The following is a 17,713-nucleotide window of genomic DNA, read 5'->3' on the forward strand; positions in this document are numbered from 1 at the left end:
TCAATGCAAACTAGGGATTTACACAGCGCAAAGAGGCAGATGAAGTGCTGTTATGTAAGTTCCTGTATTTGCTAATATGATTGTATCTCTCTCTGAACGGTAAATGATGTGAAGAAATACGCAGCGATAACGCTACTGGCAACGGTACTGGTGGGATGCGACAACAACACCGCGCCGCTGTCATTTACGCCGGAGATGGCGAGTTTTTCAAACGAGTTTGACTTTGATCCTCTTCGCGGCCCGGTGAAAGATTTTACCCAGACGCTGTTCAACGACAAAGGTGAAGTCTCCAAACGCGTGACCGGCACGATGTCGACGGAAGGGTGTTTCGATACGCTTGAACTGCACGATCTGGAGGCTAACACGGGCGTTGCGCTGGTGCTGGATGCGAACTACTACGTCGATGCTGAAACCCAGCAGCAGAAGGTGAAGTTGCAGGGGAAATGTCAGCTGGCGGAACTGCCATCGGCCGGGGTGACGTGGGACACCGACGATAACGGGTTTGTGGTTGCCGCGCACAGCAAAGAGATGGAAGTAAAGTACCAGTATGACGCCGACGGCTACCCGCTGGGTAAAAGCACGGTGTCCGGCGACCAGCGTTTATCGGTCCAGGCAACGCCGTCGAAAGATCTGCACAAGCGTATGGATTATACGGCGGTAAGCCTGTTGAACGATAAACCGATGGGCAATGTAAAGCAGAGTTGCGAGTACGATCGCCACAACAACCCGGTGAGCTGTGAACTGGCGATCGTCGACGACAGCGTCAAACCTGCCGTTGAGCGCAAGTACACCATCAAAAACAGCATTGAATATTATTGAGAATAAAACCGCGCAGGTTACTGCGCGGTCGGTTTAAGCAGGCTGGCAGAGGAGGACTTATGTCCGGCCAGATGCTGATGCTGGAAAATGCACATGCGGATGGTGTTACGGTATTCGCCGTTAATAAAGAACTCATGGATCAGTTCACCTTCCACCATAAAGCCCAGCTTACGGTAGATATGAATCGCTTTTTCGTTCTCTTTATCGACGATCAGGTAAAGCTTGTAGAGATTCAGGACGTTAAATCCGTAATCCATCGCCAGCTTTGCCGCCCGCGAAGCAAGACCTTTCCCCTGGTGTTCCGGTGAAATAATGATCTGAAATTCCGCCCGACGGTGGACGTGGTTGATCTCAACCAGTTCAACCAGCCCGGCTTTTTCACCTTCGCACTCCACCACAAACCGGCGTTCGCTCTGGTCGTGGATATGCTTGTCATAAAGATCGGACAGCTCAACAAAGGCCTCGTAAGGCTCTTCAAACCAGTAGCGCATCACGCTGGCATTATTGTCGAGCTGGTGAACAAAGCGTAAATCTTCGCGCTCCAGCGGACGGAGCTTCACGTCACACAGCCTCGACATTACGGTGCTACCGTGCGGCCAGTACGACGATCCAGGCAGCGCAGGGTGTTAGGCTCCCAGTAAGCGTTGACGTTGGCACTTTGCTGGCACTTATCGCGCGCGTCAAACGCCACATCCTCTTTATCCCACTCTTTTTCAGCGCGTTTATTCACTTTCTGACGCAGGCTGCGGGTGTCATTCCATTGTTCTTTGTCCATCGCGGCGTTCTGACGGCTTTGCGCGCTGTCACCAGACTCAATGATGAGCTTGCTGGTTTCGGCTGATGCCGTTGCGGCAAAGGCGAACGAGGACAGCGCCAGTGCGGCTGTCAGACAAAGGCGTTTGCTTAATGTAGTCATAGCGTTTCCTTTAAACGGGTGCAGAAAATCGGATTACCCCGTTGGATTCTACACCAATCCGAAAGGGTGTCATACCCGCGCCGCAGGTATGGGAACGATGAGAGCATTATCGCGTATGATGTCTAAATCAATCCTCACGAAACGAGAAAAATGTTCAAAACGACGCTGCTTTTTTTCGCGACCGCGCTGTGTGAAATCATCGGATGCTTTTTGCCGTGGCTCTGGCTGAAGCGGGGCGCTTCCGCGCTGCTGCTGATCCCAGCCGGGGTGGCGCTGGCCCTTTTCGTCTGGCTGCTTACCCTGCATCCGGCCGCCAGCGGACGAGTTTATGCCGCCTACGGCGGGGTGTACGTCTGTACCGCACTGCTGTGGCTGCGCATTGTCGATGGCGTCAGGCTAAGCCTGTACGACTGGGCAGGCGCAGTGGTTGCCCTCTGCGGCATGTTGATCATCGTGGCCGGCTGGGGACGCGCATAAGCGTCCTTATAATGTGATCGTTCGCTGATTTTACGATCATTATACTTGTATGGTAGTAGTGTAGTTGCGTAAATTTCCTGCATCACAACGTAGATGTAAGGAAATGGATTATGAAGATTGTCGGGGCTGAAGTATTTGTCACCTGCCCGGGGCGTAACTTTGTCACCCTTAAAATCACGACCGATGAGGGCATTGTCGGCCTGGGTGATGCCACGCTGAACGGACGTGAACTTTCCGTTGCCTCCTACCTGAAGGATCACCTTTGCCCACAGCTGATTGGCCGCGATGCGCACCGCATCGAAGATATCTGGCAATTCTTTTATAAAGGGGCCTACTGGCGCCGTGGTCCGGTCACTATGTCCGCGATCTCTGCCGTGGATATGGCGCTGTGGGACATCAAAGCAAAAGCCGCGAACATGCCGCTCTACCAGCTGCTGGGTGGTGCATCCCGCGAAGGGGTGATGGTCTATTGTCACACCACCGGACACACCATTGATGACGTGCTGGAAGACTACGCCCGCCATAAAGAGATGGGTTTTAAGGCCATCCGCGTGCAGTGCGGCGTGCCGGGGATGAAAACCACCTATGGTATGTCTAAAGGAAAAGGGCTGGCGTATGAGCCTGCAACCAAAGGCGACTGGCCGGACGAGCAGCTGTGGTCCACCGAGAAATACCTTGATTTCACGCCAAAACTGTTTGATGCCGTGCGTAGCCAGTTTGGCTTCAACGAACATCTCCTCCACGACATGCACCACCGTCTGACGCCAATCGAAGCGGCGCGGTTCGGCAAGAGCATTGAAGAGTTCCGCATGTTCTGGATGGAAGATCCGACTCCCGCTGAAAACCAGGAATGTTTCCGCCTGATCCGCCAGCACACCGTCACGCCGATTGCCGTGGGTGAGGTGTTTAACAGCATCTGGGACTGCAAGCAGCTGATTGAAGAGCAGCTCATTGACTATATCCGCACCACTATAACCCACGCGGGCGGCATCACCGGGATGCGTCGTATTGCGGATTTTGCCTCACTCTATCAGGTGCGTACCGGTTCCCACGGCCCGTCGGATCTTTCGCCGATTTGCCACGCCGCGGCGCTGCATTTTGACCTGTGGGTACCGAATTTCGGCGTGCAGGAGTATATGGGGTACTCAGAGCAGATGCTGGAAGTGTTCCCGCACAGCTGGCGCTTTGATAACGGCTATATGCACCCGGGCGACAAGCCAGGGCTGGGCATCGAGTTTGACGAGAAGCTGGCGGCGAAATACCCGTACGATCCGGCCTATCTGCCGGTGGCCCGCCTGGAAGACGGCACCCTCTGGAACTGGTAAACGAGGAGCGAATGATGAAAAGCGTAGTGATCCAACAGCCCAATGCGCTGGTGATTGAAGAGCGTCCCCTCCCGTTGCCGGGCGCAGGGGAGGTCCGCGTCAAAATCAGGCTGGCCGGGATCTGTGGTTCAGACAGCCATATCTATCGCGGGCATAACCCGTTTGCGAAATACCCGCGCGTCATTGGTCACGAATTCTTTGGCGAAATAGACGCGATTGGCGAAGGCGTGGAAAGCTCCCGGCTGGGCCAGCGCGTCTCGGTTGATCCGGTGATCAGCTGCGGGCACTGCTACCCGTGTTCCGTCGGAAAACCGAACGTGTGCACCTCGCTGGTGGTGCTGGGCGTCCATCGCGACGGTGGCTTCAGCGAATACGCCGTTGTGCCGGCAAAAAACGCCTGGCACATTCCGGCTGCGATCCCAGACAAACACGCGGTGATGGTTGAACCCTTCACCATTGCCGCCAACGTCACGGGGCAGGCGAAACCCACCGAACAGGACGTGGCGCTGATCTACGGCGCAGGCCCGATGGGGCTCGTCACCGTGCAGGCGCTGAAGGGCGTTTACAAGGTGAAGCAGGTCATCGTGGTGGATCGTATTGATGAGCGGCTGGCGATGGCGCAGCGCAGCGGTGCAGACTGGGTCTTCAACAACGGAGAGCAATCGCTACAGGCCGCGCTGGACGAAAAAGGGATCAAGCCGACGTTGATCATCGATGCTGCCTGTCATCCCTCCATTTTGCAGGAAGCGATTACGCTGGCTTCCCCGGCGGCACGCATCGTGCTGATGGGCTTCTCCAGCGACCCGAGCCAGATCGTGCAGCAGGGGATCACCGGCAAAGAGCTGTCAATTTTCTCGTCGCGCCTGAATGCCAACAAATTCCCGGTCGTTATCGACTGGCTGGAGAAAGGGCTGATCGACCCTGAAAAACTGGTCACCCACACATTTGACTATCACCACGTTACAGACGCCATCGAACTGTTTGAAAAAGATCAGCGGCAGTGCTGCAAAGTCTTGCTCACGTTCGACCAATAAAAATCACGCGGTTAAGAGCCTGCGAAGACAGGCTCTAAGTGGTACGCATCTTACCTTTCAGAGACAGCCATTATGACTCAAGCACAACCTCAAAGAAGTACGTCAGACCTGGTGAAGGCCGCCGTATCTGGCTGGCTGGGCACCGCCCTGGAGTTTATGGATTTCCAGCTCTACTCCCTTGGCGCCGCGCTGGTGTTCCATGAAATCTTCTTCCCTGAACAGTCCGCGGCCATGGCGCTGATCCTGGCGATGGGGACCTACGGCGCTGGCTACATTGCGCGTATCGTCGGGGCATTTATCTTCGGCAGAATGGGAGACAGAATTGGCCGTAAAAAGGTGCTGTTTATCACCATCACCATGATGGGGATCTGCACCACCTTAATTGGCGTATTGCCAACGTACGCGCAGATCGGGATTTTCGCACCGGTGCTGCTGGTGACGCTGCGTATTATTCAGGGGCTGGGCGCGGGGGCGGAAATCTCCGGCGCAGGGACCATGCTGGCGGAGTACGCGCCGAAGGGGAAACGCGGCATCATCTCCTCGCTGGTGGCCATGGGAACCAACTGCGGAACGCTGAGCGCCACGGCGATCTGGGCCGTCATGTTCTTTGCCCTCGATCGTGAAGAGCTTATTGCCTGGGGCTGGCGCGTGCCGTTCCTCGCCAGCGTCGTGGTGATGATCTTCGCCATCTGGCTGCGTATGAACCTTAAAGAGAGTCCGGTGTTTGAGAAGGTTAACGACGCCGAAACCGTTGCGCCGGCGGCGGCGCAGGATACCTCATTAGGCGCGATGTTTAAGAGCAAATCGTTCTGGCTGGCGACGGGGCTGCGCTTTGGTCAGGCCGGGAACTCAGGTTTGATTCAGACGTTTCTTGCCGGGTATCTGGTGCAGACGCTGTTGTTTGATAAGGCGATCCCAACCGATGCGCTGATGATCAGTTCGATTCTCGGCTTCCTCACCATCCCGCTGCTGGGCTGGCTGTCCGATAAAGTGGGGCGCCGTCTGCCGTATATCCTCCTTAATATTTCAGCCATCTTACTGGCTTACCCGATGCTGTCGATCATCGTCGACAAAAGTTACGCGCCGGGCGTGATCATGCTCTCTATCATCGTTATTCATAACTTTGCGGTGCTCGGGCTGTTTGCGCTGGAAAACATCACCATGGCAGAGATGTTTGGTTCGCGGAACCGCTTTACCCGCATGGCGATCTCGAAAGAGGCGGGTGGGCTGGTGGCCGTAGGCTTTGGTCCGGTGCTGGCGGGGATCTTCTGCAACATGACCGGGTCCTGGTGGCCGATTGTGGCGATGCTGGTGGCGTACTCACTGATTGGGCTGCTCTCCGCTTTGCTGATGCCGGAAGTGCGCGATCGCGATCTGAGTGAAGCCGAAGATGCAGCGGAAGTGTCTCATAAGGGGTCGGTAGCCTACGGCGCGCTCTCTTCCCGTCGCTAATGGTTTACATCTTGCGCTACCTGTCACACAACTTTTCTCTGATGTCACACCACATGGCGAAAAGTTAATGTAAATCAAGATCTGAAAACGACGTATCAGTATGGTTAATGGCAGCGTTTTTTGACTCCGACTGCCATTCTAGTTGGTGTAGTCAGCAGGCGCTGCCGCTTTGTTAAGCAAGCAGCAGCGGATCAAAGCTTTCATTAATTAACGAGTCTCAATCATGGAAAACCGGTTATTACAGGCGAAGGCAACGCGTCCGCAGTACGATCGCAGCAGCCTTAAGGCACGCATTGTTCATTTAGGATTTGGCGCGTTTCACCGCGCGCACCAGGCGGTGTACACCGACATACTCGCCGCAGAACAGGGCAGCGACTGGGGTTACTGCGAAGTTAACCTGATTGGCGGCGAACAGCAGATCGCCGATCTGAAAGCACAGGATAACCTTTATACCGTGGCAGAAATGTCTGCCGATGCCTGGACGGCACGCGTGGTCGGCGTCGTTAAAACCGCGCTCCATGCGCAGGTCGACGGGCTGGAAACCGTGCTGGCGGCCCTGTGCGAGCCGCAGGTTGCCATTGTGTCGCTCACCATCACCGAGAAAGGGTATTGTCACTCACCGGCAACCGGACAACTGATGCTCGATCATCCGTTAATCGTTGCAGACCTGCAAAACCCGCATCAGCCAAAATCTGCACCGGGCGTGGTGGTGGAAGCGCTGGCGCGTCGCAAGGCGGCGGGGATACCGGCATTCAGCGTGATGTCCTGCGATAACATGCCGGAGAACGGCCACGTGATGCGCAATGTGACCTGTGCCTACGCGCGCGCTGTTGATGGCGAACTGGCAGACTGGATCGAAGCGAACGTCACCTTCCCGTCAACCATGGTGGATCGTATTGTGCCCGCCGTCACGGCCGACACGCTGGATAAAATCGAGCAGCTGACCGGCGTACGCGATCCGGCAGGCGTGGCCTGCGAGCCGTTCCGCCAGTGGGTGATTGAAGACAATTTCGTTGCAGGCCGTCCTGAGTGGGAAAAGGCCGGTGCGGAGCTGGTTTCTGATGTCATTCCGTTTGAAGAGATGAAGCTGAGAATGCTTAACGGCAGCCACTCGTTCCTGGCCTATCTTGGCTACCTGGCCGGTTATCAGCACATTAATGACTGCATGGAAGATGAACATTACCGTATCGCCGCGCATGCGCTGATGCTGGAAGAGCAGGCGCCGACGCTGAAAGTGAAAGGCGTGGATTTAGGTCGTTATGCCGACCAGCTGATCGCGCGCTACAGCAATCCGGCACTGCGCCACCGCACCTGGCAGATCGCCATGGACGGCAGCCAGAAATTGCCGCAGCGCATGCTCGATTCCGTGCGCTGGCACCTTGTCCACCAGAAGCCTTTCCCGCTGCTGGCCCTGGGCGTGGCGGGCTGGATGCGTTATGTCGGCGGTGTGGATGAGCAGGGTAACGCGATTGAGGTGAGCGATCCGCAGCTGACGGTGATTCAGGCGGCGGTAAACGGTAGCCCTGAAGGGGAAAGCCGCGTTAATGCGCTGTTGGGCATTGAGTCTATTTTCGGTAACGAACTGCCGAAGGACGCGGTGTTTGTGGCGGCGGTCATGCAGGCCTATCAGATGTTGCTGCAAAAAGGCGCGAAGGCCACGGTTGCGGAGTACGCCGCTCAGCTGTAACGCTATGACATGCCGCCGTTCGCGGCGGCATGTCGGGGCACGGCTTAGTGCATCCCCAGGCGAATCAGCTCAATCGGTTCGAACTTACCTTCGCATCCGTCCACTTCAACCGTTTTATTACGACGCACCTGCTCGGCATTAAGGCCGTCGCTGTGGATCGCTTTAATCACGCCGAACTGGCCTGTGCCGCTAATCATGACGCGGCTGCCGGTGGTGATTGCATTTCGGTTACGGTCGTATGTCATCATGGTATTTTCTCCTCTCTCACTTATCCGTTACGGCGCTAATTCAACGACTGCCGTTCACGGGGCACTATTAATACGCCTCTCTTAAACGAAATTATTTGCTTTTGATCAAGCTCACACTTTTTTCTTATTTCATGATGGCGTTGACGGTTCAGGACACCGCTTTACAAAGCGGACAGTTATTTTCCTTAATTGATAATTTCAGGATGCAAGTGTTTAGGCTTTGTTTATCTCCGCAATGCCATTCTGGAAGCAGAAAATAACCCTTCACTGGAAAAGGAGTCAGGCTTATGTATAAGAAAATTTTGATGCCTGTTGACGTGTTTGAAATGGACTTGAGCGACAAAGCGGTACGCCATGCGGCCAACCTCGCGAAGACGGAAGGCGCGACCATCACCCTGGTCAACATTCTTCCTAACAGCAGCCGTTCGTTACTGCGGGGGTTCAATGCCGATATTAAGAAATTCGAAGAGTATATGACCGCCGAGTCTGATAAGAAGATGAAAGCGCTGAAACGGCTCTTTGATATGTCCCCGGACAATATTGACTGTGAAGTACGCTTCGGCAACGTACGGGATGAAATCATCAAGCTCAGCAAAGAGGGGAAATATGATGTTATCGTTATCGGATCGAAAAATCCGAGTATCACAACGCATCTGCTGGGTTCGAATGCTGAAACTATCCTGCGCTACGCCACTATTCCGGTATTAGTGGTTCGCTAATCGCTTCGCCGCAACCGAAAGGGGGCGGCGAGGTTTTATTCTTCGCTAAACCACTCGCTGTTTTCCTGACGAATTAACTGAACCGACTCGCTAATTTCCTGGAGGTGAAGCGTCATTGCTTTATCTACGGCTTCCGCGTCGCGTTTTTCCAGCGCGCTGAAAATATCGTGATGCTGGCGCAGCAGCATTTCTGGCGGTGACACGTGGTCGAGGCTCATATAGCGCACGCGGTCGATGGTGGCCTTGATGTTTTCGACGGTATCCCATGCGAGCTGGCACTCGGCGATCTGCGCCAGTTTCTGGTGAAACTCATCGTCCAGCTGGAAAAAGTCGTTTAACTGTTTGCGATCGATGGCAATGCGTTGCTGATGCAGGTTTTGCTCCAGCTGGTAACACTGGTTGTCGTTGATGAGCGACGCGGCGCGACGCACAACGGCACACTCGATGGCCTGGCGAACAAAACAGCCGTTACGCACCTGCGAAAGCGAAATTTTATTCACGTAGCTGCCGCGCTGAGGGCGGATCTGAATAAGGCCGTTTTCTGCAAGCTTAATAAACGCCTCGCGCACGGGCTGACGGGAAACGTCAAAACGTACCGAAACCTCTTTTTCTGAGAGCGGCGTTCCCGGCGGGATCAGGCAGCGAACAATATCACGGCGTAAGATGCGATAAATTTGCTGATTAACGGGCTGGGTAGGATTAAGTTGCGATTCAGCGGCCATGGGTTGTGATTTCTCAGAGAGTTAACCTGAACATACTACCATTCTTTTACCCGTCATCACATACCCGGCCCGCAGGCCGGGAAGGGTGAATTACCCGCGATGCACGCTGAGTCCGGCATAGGTCTGGCTGACGGGCATCATCTCAACAGTATTGATGTTGACATGCTTCGGCAGCGTCGCGACCCACCAGACGGTTTCGGTGATATCTTCCGGCGTCAGCGCATTTGCATTTTCATAGGTTTTATCCGCTTTCGCGTCGTCACCCTTGAAGCGCACGTTGGAGAATTCCGTTCCGCCTACCAGGCCCGGCTCAACGTCGGTTACGCGGATGGCGGTACCGTGCAGGTCGGTGCGCAGGTTCAGGCTGAACTGGCGTACAAAGGCCTTGGTTGCGCCATAGACGTTGCCGCCCGCGTAAGGCCAGCTGCCTGCGGTGGAACCGATATTAATGATATGACCACGATTACGTTCAACCATGCCCGGCAGCACGGCGCGGGTCATGTACACCAGACCTTTGTTGTTGGTGTCGATCATGTTTTCCCAGTCTTCCACGCTGGCTTTGTGGGCAGGCTCCATGCCCAGCGCCAGGCCGGCGTTATTGACCAGCACGTCGATGTCACGCCATTCGGCAGGCAGGTTTGCAATCATCTCTTCAATGGCGGCACGGTTGCGCACGTCCAGCTGCGCGGTCAGGATGCTGTCGCCCAGATCGTCTTTCAGCTCCTGCAAACGCTCCTGACGTCGACCCGTTGCAATCACCTTGTGTCCGTTGGCGACGAAGCGACGCGTGATGCTTTCACCAAAACCTGCCGTCGCCCCGGTAACTAAAATAATCATCTCACTGTTCCTCAACGCTTTTTGTGTTGTACTACCATAGCACGCTCTCGGGCGGGTCGTTAAGGCAACATTTGTATGACGTCATTGCAGGCCGGGGCAGGCTGGCCTACTCTGGTGAGAAATACCGTGCTCAGGAGTAAACGATGTCGGTCTACAACCCTTTCTTTGACGTGAGCCTGCTGCCTTATCAGGCCCCGCGTTTTGATGTGATAGAAGACAGCCACTATCGCCCGGCGTTTGATGAAGCAATGCGCCTTAAGCGTGCTGACATTGACGCGATTATCGCGCAGCGCGCCGCGCCGGATTTCGATAACACCGTGCTGGCGCTGGAAAAGAGCGGGGCCATGCTGTCGCGCGTTAGCAGCGTGTTCTTCGCCATGACGTCCGCACACACCAACGATGATCTCCAGGCGCTGGACGAGCAGTTCTCTACCGAACTGGCCGGGCTGGCGAACGATATCTGGCTAAATGGTACGCTTTTCGCCCGCGTGGAAGCCGTCTGGCAGGATCGCGACACGCTGGATGCGGAATCCCGTCGGCTGACAGAGGAGACCTATCAGCACTTTGTTCTGGCGGGTGCGCGTCTGAACGCCGATGAAAAAGCCGAGCTGAAAGCCCTGAATACCGAAGCCGCCACCCTAACCAGCCAGTTCAACCAGCGCCTGCTGGCTGCAAACAAGGCGGGCGGGCTGGTGGTGGACGATGTTCAACATCTTGACGGGCTCAGCGCGGAGGAGAGAGACGCCGCCACTCACGCTGCCGCAGAAAAAGGGCTGACGGATCGCTGGCTGATCCCGCTTTTGAATACCACGCAACAGCCCGCGCTGGCAGCACTCACGCAGCGCGAGACGCGGAAAAAGCTGTTTAATGCGGGCTGGGAACGCACTCAGAAAGGCGACGAAAACGATACGCGCAACCTGATCCGTCGGCTTACCGCGTTACGGGCAAGGCAGGCGCAGCTGCTCGGGTTTGAAAACTATGCCAGCTGGAGCATTGCCGACCAGATGGCGAAAACGCCGGATGCCGCGCTCGAATTCATGCGCGGGATAGTTCCTGCGGCGCGCAACAGGGCCGCGCTGGAGCAGGCAGATATTCAGAAGGTTATTGACGACGAGCAGGGCGGTTTTTCGGTGCAGGCCTGGGACTGGGCGTTTTATGCCGAACGCGTGCGCTCAGCGAAATATGCGCTGGACGAATCGCAGATTAAACCCTATTTCGCGCTTAATACCGTGCTGGAGGATGGCGTATTCTGGACCGCCACGCAGCTGTTCGGCATTCGCTTTATCGAGCGTTTCGATATCCCGGTTTATCACCCGGACGTGCGCGTGTGGGAGATTTTCGATCATACGGGTGAAGGCATGGCGCTGTTCTACGGCGACTTCTTCGCGCGTGATTCCAAAGCCGGCGGTGCGTGGATGGGAAATTTCGTTGAACAATCTTACGAGTTTGCCGCGCGTCCGGTGATTTACAACGTCTGCAACTATCAAAAACCGGCTAAAGGGCAGACCGCGCTGATCTCCTGGGACGATGTGATTACCCTGTTCCACGAGTTTGGCCACACGCTGCATGGCCTGTTTGCCAGCCAGCGCTATGCCACGCTTTCTGGCACCAACACGCCGCGTGATTTTGTTGAATTCCCGTCGCAAATCAATGAACACTGGGCCAGCCATCCGCAGGTGTTTGCACACTTTGCCCGTCACTACCAAACCGGCGAGCCGATGCCGGATGCGCTGCGGGAAAAAATGCTCAACGCGACCCAGTTTAACAAGGGTTATGACATGACGGAGCTGCTGAGCGCCGCGCTGCTGGATATGAACTGGCACGGCATTCAGGCGCCGGTTGAGGACGTGGAGGCCTTTGAATCGGCCGCGTTGAAAAAAGAGGGGCTGGATCTTCCTGCCGTACCGCCGCGCTATCGCAGCAGCTATTTCGCCCATATCTTCGGCGGCGGCTACGCGGCGGGGTATTACGCCTACCTGTGGACGCAGATGCTGGCGGACGATGGCTATCAGTGGTTTGTCGAGCAGGGCGGTTTGACGCGCGAAAACGGACAGACATTCCGCAAGGCGATTTTGTCGCGCGGAAATAGTACTGATTTAGCTGAACTTTACCGGAACTGGCGTGGGCACGATCCGAAGATTGAACCGATGCTGGAGAACCGTGGATTAAGTGCTTAAGGGCTTTTTAGGGTGGAAACAGAACCGGGCGGCCTTAGCTGGAATGCCGCGAAATCACATTAATGCTCGTTATGCATGTTTTGTCGTTGAGTCAATTCCTGATAGGATTGTTCCGAATATTTACTGATGGAATAGGGACATGAAAAAAATTATTGGCGTTTTATTACTCTCTTGCCTACTTGCTGGGTGCGATAAACCCAAAATTGATTCATCAACTGATGACGCAATGAAATCATCAATAGCAAAAGTCAGAGAGTCACTTCCGGAGAATAAACGGGAGGAATTTGATAGTGCCTTAAAAGTTGTCGCTTTTAGTAACATCAATATGGCTGACCTAATGCATGCATCTTCAGAGAGTGACAAAGAAGACTTAAGTAAGAAGATGCGCGAACCTTTGTCTGGCAAAACAGCTGAGGAAATCATCTCTTATGCTCAGCAAGTAACTGCCGAGCGAGAACTCAAGCAGAAAGAGCAGGCGCTTCAGGAAATCAAAGAGCTGGAACAGAAAAAAGCTGACTCCGGAAAGGCCAAAGAAGAGCTAAAAAAAGTGCAGGTTTTATCATCTCGATTTACCCTGGAGCCTGAGGAGTACGGCAAACCACAGCCTGTAATTAAACTTGTTGTGAAAAACAATACTGATAAAGCGATTTCCCGGGTGTTCTTCCATGGGGTTATAGCCAGTGATGGACGCTCAGTCCCGTGGCTGGAAAAAGATTTCAACTACGAAATTGCTGGTGGGCTGGAACCGAATGAAGAAGCTACCTGGGCTTTGGCTCCGAATAAGTTCTCTGAATGGGGTCAGGTTGATGCTCCAGCTGACGCCGTCTTCACAGTTACGGTAACGAGAGTGAATGGTGCAGATAAAGAGGCGCTGTTTGATGCATCTGGTTTTACAGAGCAAGATAACAGCAGGCTTGAAGATTTAAAGAAAAAATACCTTTGAGCTGTCACCACTACTTAACCCGCTTTGGCGGGTTTTTTTATGCCTGGAGAAAGGCCTGACTGTTCAGAAAGGGCGCCAGTCAACACAATGAAGCGATATTAATAAACACCTGCCCTGCGTTTATTGTGCGTCGATGACAGGGAAACCTGGCCATATGCCATAGCGGGTTTCCCTGTTGCTAAACGCTGGTTACTCTTGCGTCAGCCACATGTCCGACTCTTCAAACATCTCCTCAAGCATACGGTTCAGCTTTTCCCGGTCGCTTTTGCTGGCATCGCTATTCAGGCCGTTCGCCTGCATCGGCTTAACCGTCACGCTGGCATCAGGAAAAATCCGGTGCACACGTTTTGTCAGTTCAGCCAGAATTATCTCCCTGGCTCCCTCCAGCCCCTGTACGTTTCGCTTGTCATAAACCAGTTCAACAAACATTATTTTTTCCCTATGAATATTAATTGTGCGATTCTGTCTGCACGTAAAAATACTACTGTATATGGGTACAGTCAAACGGCATTCTGGCTAAAGAAATGCCATGCCGCTCTTCATTTTGTCTGAGTTGATGACATTCTATTCATTTAGCGTTTAAAACGAGCAGTCGAAGCGTTTAATTGTAAAATTTACAAAAACTATAATTTGAAGCCAGAGAGAAACTTACAAACGAAACGGTGAAGGTTTAAACAGTCGCTACGGTTCAGCTGGCTTGCGTGCGCTTCAAAACAAAACTACTGTATATAAAAACAGTAGTAGAGGTATGCGTAATGGAATTTATCAGACCTACAGAACTGCGTGAGATTGTCGCGCTTCCACTTTTCAGCGATTTAGTTCAGTGCGGATTCCCAAGCCCGGCTGCCGACTATGTGGAGCAGCGCATTGATCTTAATGAACTTCTGGTTGCCCACCCCAGCTCGACGTATTTCGTTAAAGCTGCGGGTGATTCGATGATTGAAGGGGGAATAAGCGACGGCGATTTGCTGGTGGTCGATAGTTCCCGAACGGCCGAGCACGGAGATATTGTTATCGCCGCGGTAGAAGGGGAATTTACCGTTAAGCGCCTGCAACTGCGGCCTCATGTTCAACTCAATCCGATGAACAGCGCTTATTCGCCGATTATCGTTGGCAGTGAAGACACGCTGGACGTCTTCGGCGTGGTCACTTTTATTGTTAAATCGGCCAGCTGATATGTTTGCGCTCTGTGATGTGAATTCATTCTATGCATCATGCGAGACGGTATTCAGGCCAGATTTGAGAGGCCGACCGGTGGTTGTCCTCTCAAATAACGACGGTTGCGTGATAGCGCGCAGCGCAGAGGCCAAAGCCGCTGGCGTTACCATGGGGGCGCCATACTTTAAGCAGAAAGACCTGTTCCGGCGCGCTGGCGTGGTTTGCTTCAGCAGTAACTATGAACTTTACGCTGACATGTCCAGCCGGGTTATGACCACGCTGGAGGAAATAAGCCCGCGCGTCGAAATATATTCCATTGACGAGGCCTTTTGTGACCTCACCGGGGTTCGAAACTGCCGGGACCTGACTGATTTTGGCAAGGAGATCCGCGAAACGGTTTTGAAGCGTACACACCTGAGGATCGGCGTGGGTATAGCCCAGACGAAGACGCTGGCGAAGCTGGCAAATCACGCGGCGAAGAAATGGCAGCAGCAGACGGGTGGGGTAGTTGACCTATCCAATATCGACCGCCAGCGCCGGCTGTTGGCTATCGTGCCTGTAGAGGACGTGTGGGGCGTGGGCAGGCGCATCAGCAAGAAGCTCAACGCGATGGGCATCAAAACGGCGCTGGATCTCTCAGAGCAGAGCACATGGATTATCCGCAAGCACTTCAATGTGGTGCTGGAGCGAACGGTCCGGGAGCTGCGCGGCGAGCCGTGCCTCGACCTGGAAGAGTTTGCACCGGCAAAGCAGGAGATCGTCTGTAGCCGGTCATTCGGTGAACGCGTGTCAGAATATGAGCAGGTGCGTCAGGCTATATGCAGCTATGCGGCCCGTGGCGCTGAGAAGTTACGCGGCGAGCACCAGTATTGCCGCTTTATCTCGGCGTTCGTAAAGACCTCTCCATTCGCGCTGAACGAACCCTATTACGGCAACAGTGCCTCAATGACGCTTCTCACGCCCACTCAGGACTCCCGCGACATTATCAACGCTGCGGTAAAGTGCCTCGACAAAATCTGGAAGGAGGGGCACCGCTACCAGAAAGCCGGCATTATGCTCGGAGACTTCTTCAGCCAGGGGGTTGCCCAACTCAATTTGTTTGACAACAGCGCGCCGCGTGCCGGAAGTGAAAAGTTGATGGAAGTGCTGGATCGCCTGAACGCGAAAGATGGAAAGGGAACGCTTTACTTTGCCGGGCAGGGCATACAGCAGCAATGGCAGATGAAGCGTGAAATGCTTTCGCCGCGGTACACGACTCGCTATTCAGATTTACTGAGGATTCGATGAATGTTAACGGTTGTTTTGTGCCAAAAGCGGACGTTGGTACTTTTCAAATCGTCGTACATCGATTCTTTTGTATCAATAAGTTAGAGTAAATGCGCTCACATTGATTGTCTTAACCATTCACTCAGTGTGAGAGAAAAAAGTAGGCTAGGCGGCGCATCTTTCACATCATGAATCTCTTTTATGTATTGCAACCCAGCTTTTTGAAGAACTTTCTGCGATGCCACGTGATTACCTCTTACTACGGCAGATATCTCAGTCAGCTTTAACTCACCAAATCCATATCTGATAGAGTTTTTCGAAAACTCTGTTGCCACACCTTTTCCCCATGCCTCTGTAGCGAAGCGATATCCTAAATTATTAATGATGATATCCGCATAACTGCTAACGCTCAGACCACCAAAACCAATGATTCTTTCAGGACTTTTCTTTAACGCGATTGCCCAGTTTCCAAAACCGTGCGTTTCCCAGTGGTTGATCCAACGGGCTAAGACAGTTTGCGCATGCTGTATGTCAGGATATGGCCCTGCTGGATTAAAGGTATTCGTAGCCGGGTCGCCATAAATTCTGAAAAGATCATCCAGGTCGGACGTCGTTACGGGACGAAGATGTAGTCGGGAGGGGTGGAGTTGCAAAACAATTTCCTAAATAATGAGCTCATTAGCTTAGTTATATAACTGTTTTTATAGTAAGGAAAAAGCAGGTTCGCAACATCTCATCGTCCATTTCCAAGCTACGAGGCTGTGATCTGGTCAAACCCAAAGTAGTTGCTGTTGCATCACCGTGCCAGGAATGGATGGTTGAAAAATCTGGAGATTCGGGGCCGTATACCAGCGCTAAGAACCTGGATCACAAATGGCAGGTGCACCGAATATCAGTTTGGCTATTTCTTCGCTGATTTACTGTCGTATAAATCCATAGTGATGGTGGTTAAGTGACTATTAACCGGAAAACAGATGGTATAAAAGATTTATAGCGTCTGGGCATGAATATAAATGGTGCTTTTGAACGGAAGGTACGCCAGTTTGCCCGATGGTTTAATAAAAATTCGCCTGGCGTGTCTGCGCTAATGTACTACTTTCAGTAAAGTGACTTTTACAGGGAGGGTCAATGAAACCATTATCGCTTTTATTATTGTCGAGCCTGACTTTAGTGGGTTGCGGCGCGAACAACACCCCTTCAAATACGCCTGTTCCGGGTGTAAAAACCTCCGTCGGGACGAGCACGCTTGAAGCCGGTGCGCAGCTTATCCAGTCCCGTCCGCCCATTGATGCAATGAGTGCCTACCTGGACGGTTTCCATTTTTATAGCGGGGATAAAAATGGCCAGATGGAAGCCCATCATTATGTAACCGTCTTGAATGAAGACGTGATGCAGGCGGTGATCTACGACGGAAACACCAAAGATGCCCGTTTAATGGGCGTTGAGTACATCATTAGTGAGCGTTTGTTTAACACACTGCCGCCGGAAGAAAAAAAATTGTGGCACAGCCATCAATATGAAGTGAAATCCGGCAGTCTGATTGCTCCCGGTTTACCGGCAGTGGCTGACAAAGCATTGATGAGCAAAATTGTGAATACCTACGGGAAGACCTGGCATACCTGGCACACCGACCGCGATAAAAAGCTGCCGCTCGGCATTCCGGCTCTGATGATGGGCTTTACCGGGGAAGGGCAGTTAGACCCCAAACTTCTGGCGGACAGAGATCGACGCTTTGACGTGAGCACGCAAGCCATCAAACAAGAACGTGAGGGTATTGTGGCGCACCCCGTTGCTAAGGGAGCTGATGCCTGGCAACGTGGTGAAGAGATCCAGCTTAAGCGGGTTGAAGGTTCAGGTGAGCATGGCCAGGGAGACACAAGCCATTTCTGATATCAAAAACCTTCAGAAATACCCCGGCAACGCCGGGGTTACG

General features: G+C 53.4%; 19 protein-coding genes. 12 read left to right on the forward strand and 7 right to left on the reverse strand.

The features are described 5' to 3' along the window. Window positions 1-108: 108 nt before the first annotated feature. Window positions 109-819, forward strand: coding sequence for a YnfC family lipoprotein (locus DBR02_RS20495; protein WP_107535267.1), 711 nt, complete (start codon window positions 109-111; stop codon window positions 817-819). 17 nt (window positions 820-836) lie between these two features. Here DBR02_RS20495 and speG read toward each other — a convergent pair whose 3' ends face one another. Beyond that, on the reverse strand, window positions 837-1,397 hold the full coding sequence (gene speG, locus DBR02_RS20500) for a spermidine N1-acetyltransferase (RefSeq protein WP_063451460.1): 561 nt from the start codon (window positions 1,395-1,397) through the stop codon (window positions 837-839). Next, a complete protein-coding gene (locus tag DBR02_RS20505) occupies window positions 1,397-1,735 on the reverse strand; it encodes a DUF1283 family protein (protein ID WP_063451459.1) in 339 nt (112 codons plus the stop codon). Before DBR02_RS20505 ends, speG begins: the two co-directional genes overlap by 1 nt. Window positions 1,736-1,885: 150 nt before the next feature. Here DBR02_RS20505 and DBR02_RS20510 point away from each other — a divergent pair, with 150 nt between their 5' ends. The 5 genes from DBR02_RS20510 (at window position 1,886) to DBR02_RS20530 (ending at window position 7,710) form a co-directional block, all read left to right on the forward strand. Next, the gene (locus DBR02_RS20510; protein WP_063451458.1) at window positions 1,886-2,212 is read left to right on the forward strand and encodes a YnfA family protein; all 327 of its coding nucleotides are present in this window, start codon (window positions 1,886-1,888) and stop codon (window positions 2,210-2,212) included. Window positions 2,213-2,322: 110 nt separating this feature from the next. After that, window positions 2,323-3,537 (forward strand): D-mannonate dehydratase ManD, encoded by a 1,215-nt coding sequence (gene manD, locus DBR02_RS20515; protein WP_063866823.1) that lies wholly within the window; start codon window positions 2,323-2,325, stop codon window positions 3,535-3,537. Window positions 3,538-3,551: 14 nt separating this feature from the next. Next, entirely contained in the window at window positions 3,552-4,571 is a 1,020-nt protein-coding gene (locus DBR02_RS20520; protein WP_063866822.1) for a Zn-dependent oxidoreductase, read from the forward strand. 72 nt (window positions 4,572-4,643) lie between these two features. Then, the gene (locus tag DBR02_RS20525; protein ID WP_107535268.1) at window positions 4,644-6,023 is read left to right on the forward strand and encodes an MFS transporter; all 1,380 of its coding nucleotides are present in this window, start codon (window positions 4,644-4,646) and stop codon (window positions 6,021-6,023) included. A gap of 223 nt (window positions 6,024-6,246) precedes the next feature. Then, window positions 6,247-7,710 (forward strand): mannitol dehydrogenase family protein, encoded by a 1,464-nt coding sequence (locus DBR02_RS20530; protein WP_107535269.1) that lies wholly within the window; start codon window positions 6,247-6,249, stop codon window positions 7,708-7,710. A 44-nt stretch (window positions 7,711-7,754) separates the two neighbouring features. Here DBR02_RS20530 and ydfZ read toward each other — a convergent pair whose 3' ends face one another. Next, window positions 7,755-7,958 (reverse strand): putative selenium delivery protein YdfZ, encoded by a 204-nt coding sequence (gene ydfZ, locus DBR02_RS20535; protein ID WP_063451453.1) that lies wholly within the window; start codon window positions 7,956-7,958, stop codon window positions 7,755-7,757. A gap of 287 nt (window positions 7,959-8,245) precedes the next feature. Between ydfZ and DBR02_RS20540 the strand changes: the two genes are divergently transcribed. Further along, window positions 8,246-8,677 carry a universal stress protein gene (locus tag DBR02_RS20540; RefSeq protein ID WP_107535270.1) on the forward strand — a complete coding sequence of 144 codons (432 nt, stop codon included), beginning with the start codon at window positions 8,246-8,248 and terminating at the stop codon, window positions 8,675-8,677. A 35-nt stretch (window positions 8,678-8,712) separates the two neighbouring features. On the opposite strand, the gene DBR02_RS20545 is transcribed toward DBR02_RS20540, so the two are convergent. Beyond that, window positions 8,713-9,399, reverse strand: a complete 687-nt coding sequence (locus DBR02_RS20545; RefSeq protein WP_063866819.1) for a GntR family transcriptional regulator — start codon at window positions 9,397-9,399, stop codon at window positions 8,713-8,715. A 90-nt stretch (window positions 9,400-9,489) separates the two neighbouring features. Continuing rightward, complete coding sequence (ydfG, locus tag DBR02_RS20550) at window positions 9,490-10,236, reverse strand: bifunctional NADP-dependent 3-hydroxy acid dehydrogenase/3-hydroxypropionate dehydrogenase YdfG (protein ID WP_063866818.1); 747 nt, start codon at window positions 10,234-10,236, stop codon at window positions 9,490-9,492. A 143-nt stretch (window positions 10,237-10,379) separates the two neighbouring features. Between ydfG and dcp the strand changes: the two genes are divergently transcribed. Together dcp and DBR02_RS20560 are read left to right on the forward strand one after the other, a co-directional pair. Further along, window positions 10,380-12,413 (forward strand): peptidyl-dipeptidase Dcp, encoded by a 2,034-nt coding sequence (gene dcp / locus DBR02_RS20555; RefSeq protein WP_107535271.1) that lies wholly within the window; start codon window positions 10,380-10,382, stop codon window positions 12,411-12,413. Window positions 12,414-12,552: 139 nt separating this feature from the next. Beyond that, a complete protein-coding gene (locus DBR02_RS20560) occupies window positions 12,553-13,356 on the forward strand; it encodes a DUF6694 family lipoprotein (RefSeq protein WP_107535272.1) in 804 nt (267 codons plus the stop codon). 189 nt (window positions 13,357-13,545) lie between these two features. On the opposite strand, the gene DBR02_RS20565 is transcribed toward DBR02_RS20560, so the two are convergent. Beyond that, complete coding sequence (locus DBR02_RS20565; RefSeq protein ID WP_006808847.1) at window positions 13,546-13,785, reverse strand: DinI family protein; 240 nt, start codon at window positions 13,783-13,785, stop codon at window positions 13,546-13,548. A gap of 326 nt (window positions 13,786-14,111) precedes the next feature. On the opposite strand from DBR02_RS20565, the gene DBR02_RS20570 reads away from it, so the two are divergent. Beyond that, on the forward strand, window positions 14,112-14,531 hold the full coding sequence (locus DBR02_RS20570) for a translesion error-prone DNA polymerase V autoproteolytic subunit (protein WP_063866815.1): 420 nt from the start codon (window positions 14,112-14,114) through the stop codon (window positions 14,529-14,531). 1 nt (window position 14,532) lies between these two features. Next, window positions 14,533-15,801, forward strand: coding sequence for a Y-family DNA polymerase (locus tag DBR02_RS20575; RefSeq protein ID WP_107535273.1), 1,269 nt, complete (start codon window positions 14,533-14,535; stop codon window positions 15,799-15,801). Window positions 15,802-15,896: 95 nt separating this feature from the next. Here the strand turns inward: DBR02_RS20575 and DBR02_RS20580 are convergent, their stop codons facing one another. Beyond that, window positions 15,897-16,433, reverse strand: coding sequence for a GNAT family N-acetyltransferase (locus DBR02_RS20580; RefSeq protein ID WP_107535274.1), 537 nt, complete (start codon window positions 16,431-16,433; stop codon window positions 15,897-15,899). Window positions 16,434-16,908: 475 nt separating this feature from the next. Between DBR02_RS20580 and DBR02_RS20585 the strand changes: the two genes are divergently transcribed. After that, window positions 16,909-17,670 carry an OBAP family protein gene (locus tag DBR02_RS20585; RefSeq protein ID WP_107535275.1) on the forward strand — a complete coding sequence of 254 codons (762 nt, stop codon included), beginning with the start codon at window positions 16,909-16,911 and terminating at the stop codon, window positions 17,668-17,670. The last annotated feature ends 43 nt before the right edge of the window (window positions 17,671-17,713 follow it).

It is taken from the genome of Enterobacter cloacae complex sp. (assembly GCF_900322725.1).
GTDB lineage: Bacteria > Pseudomonadota > Gammaproteobacteria > Enterobacterales > Enterobacteriaceae > Enterobacter > Enterobacter quasihormaechei.

Excerpts from the sequence above, each read along its gene's own strand:
- speG (WP_063451460.1), bottom strand. The coding sequence starts at position 1,397 with ATGTCGAGGCTGTGTGACGTGAAGCTCCGTCCGCTGGAGCGCGAAGAT.
- DBR02_RS20505 (WP_063451459.1), bottom strand. The coding sequence starts at position 1,735 with ATGACTACATTAAGCAAACGCCTTTGTCTGACAGCCGCACTGGCGCTG.
- DBR02_RS20510 (WP_063451458.1), top strand. The coding sequence starts at position 1,886 with ATGTTCAAAACGACGCTGCTTTTTTTCGCGACCGCGCTGTGTGAAATC.
- manD (WP_063866823.1), top strand. The coding sequence starts at position 2,323 with ATGAAGATTGTCGGGGCTGAAGTATTTGTCACCTGCCCGGGGCGTAAC.
- DBR02_RS20520 (WP_063866822.1), top strand. The coding sequence starts at position 3,552 with ATGAAAAGCGTAGTGATCCAACAGCCCAATGCGCTGGTGATTGAAGAG.
- DBR02_RS20525 (WP_107535268.1), top strand. The coding sequence starts at position 4,644 with ATGACTCAAGCACAACCTCAAAGAAGTACGTCAGACCTGGTGAAGGCC.
- DBR02_RS20530 (WP_107535269.1), top strand. The coding sequence starts at position 6,247 with ATGGAAAACCGGTTATTACAGGCGAAGGCAACGCGTCCGCAGTACGAT.
- ydfZ (WP_063451453.1), bottom strand. The coding sequence starts at position 7,958 with ATGATGACATACGACCGTAACCGAAATGCAATCACCACCGGCAGCCGC.
- DBR02_RS20540 (WP_107535270.1), top strand. The coding sequence starts at position 8,246 with ATGTATAAGAAAATTTTGATGCCTGTTGACGTGTTTGAAATGGACTTG.
- DBR02_RS20545 (WP_063866819.1), bottom strand. The coding sequence starts at position 9,399 with ATGGCCGCTGAATCGCAACTTAATCCTACCCAGCCCGTTAATCAGCAA.
- ydfG (WP_063866818.1), bottom strand. The coding sequence starts at position 10,236 with ATGATTATTTTAGTTACCGGGGCGACGGCAGGTTTTGGTGAAAGCATC.
- dcp (WP_107535271.1), top strand. The coding sequence starts at position 10,380 with ATGTCGGTCTACAACCCTTTCTTTGACGTGAGCCTGCTGCCTTATCAG.
- DBR02_RS20560 (WP_107535272.1), top strand. The coding sequence starts at position 12,553 with ATGAAAAAAATTATTGGCGTTTTATTACTCTCTTGCCTACTTGCTGGG.
- DBR02_RS20565 (WP_006808847.1), bottom strand. The coding sequence starts at position 13,785 with ATGTTTGTTGAACTGGTTTATGACAAGCGAAACGTACAGGGGCTGGAG.
- DBR02_RS20570 (WP_063866815.1), top strand. The coding sequence starts at position 14,112 with ATGGAATTTATCAGACCTACAGAACTGCGTGAGATTGTCGCGCTTCCA.
- DBR02_RS20575 (WP_107535273.1), top strand. The coding sequence starts at position 14,533 with ATGTTTGCGCTCTGTGATGTGAATTCATTCTATGCATCATGCGAGACG.
- DBR02_RS20585 (WP_107535275.1), top strand. The coding sequence starts at position 16,909 with ATGAAACCATTATCGCTTTTATTATTGTCGAGCCTGACTTTAGTGGGT.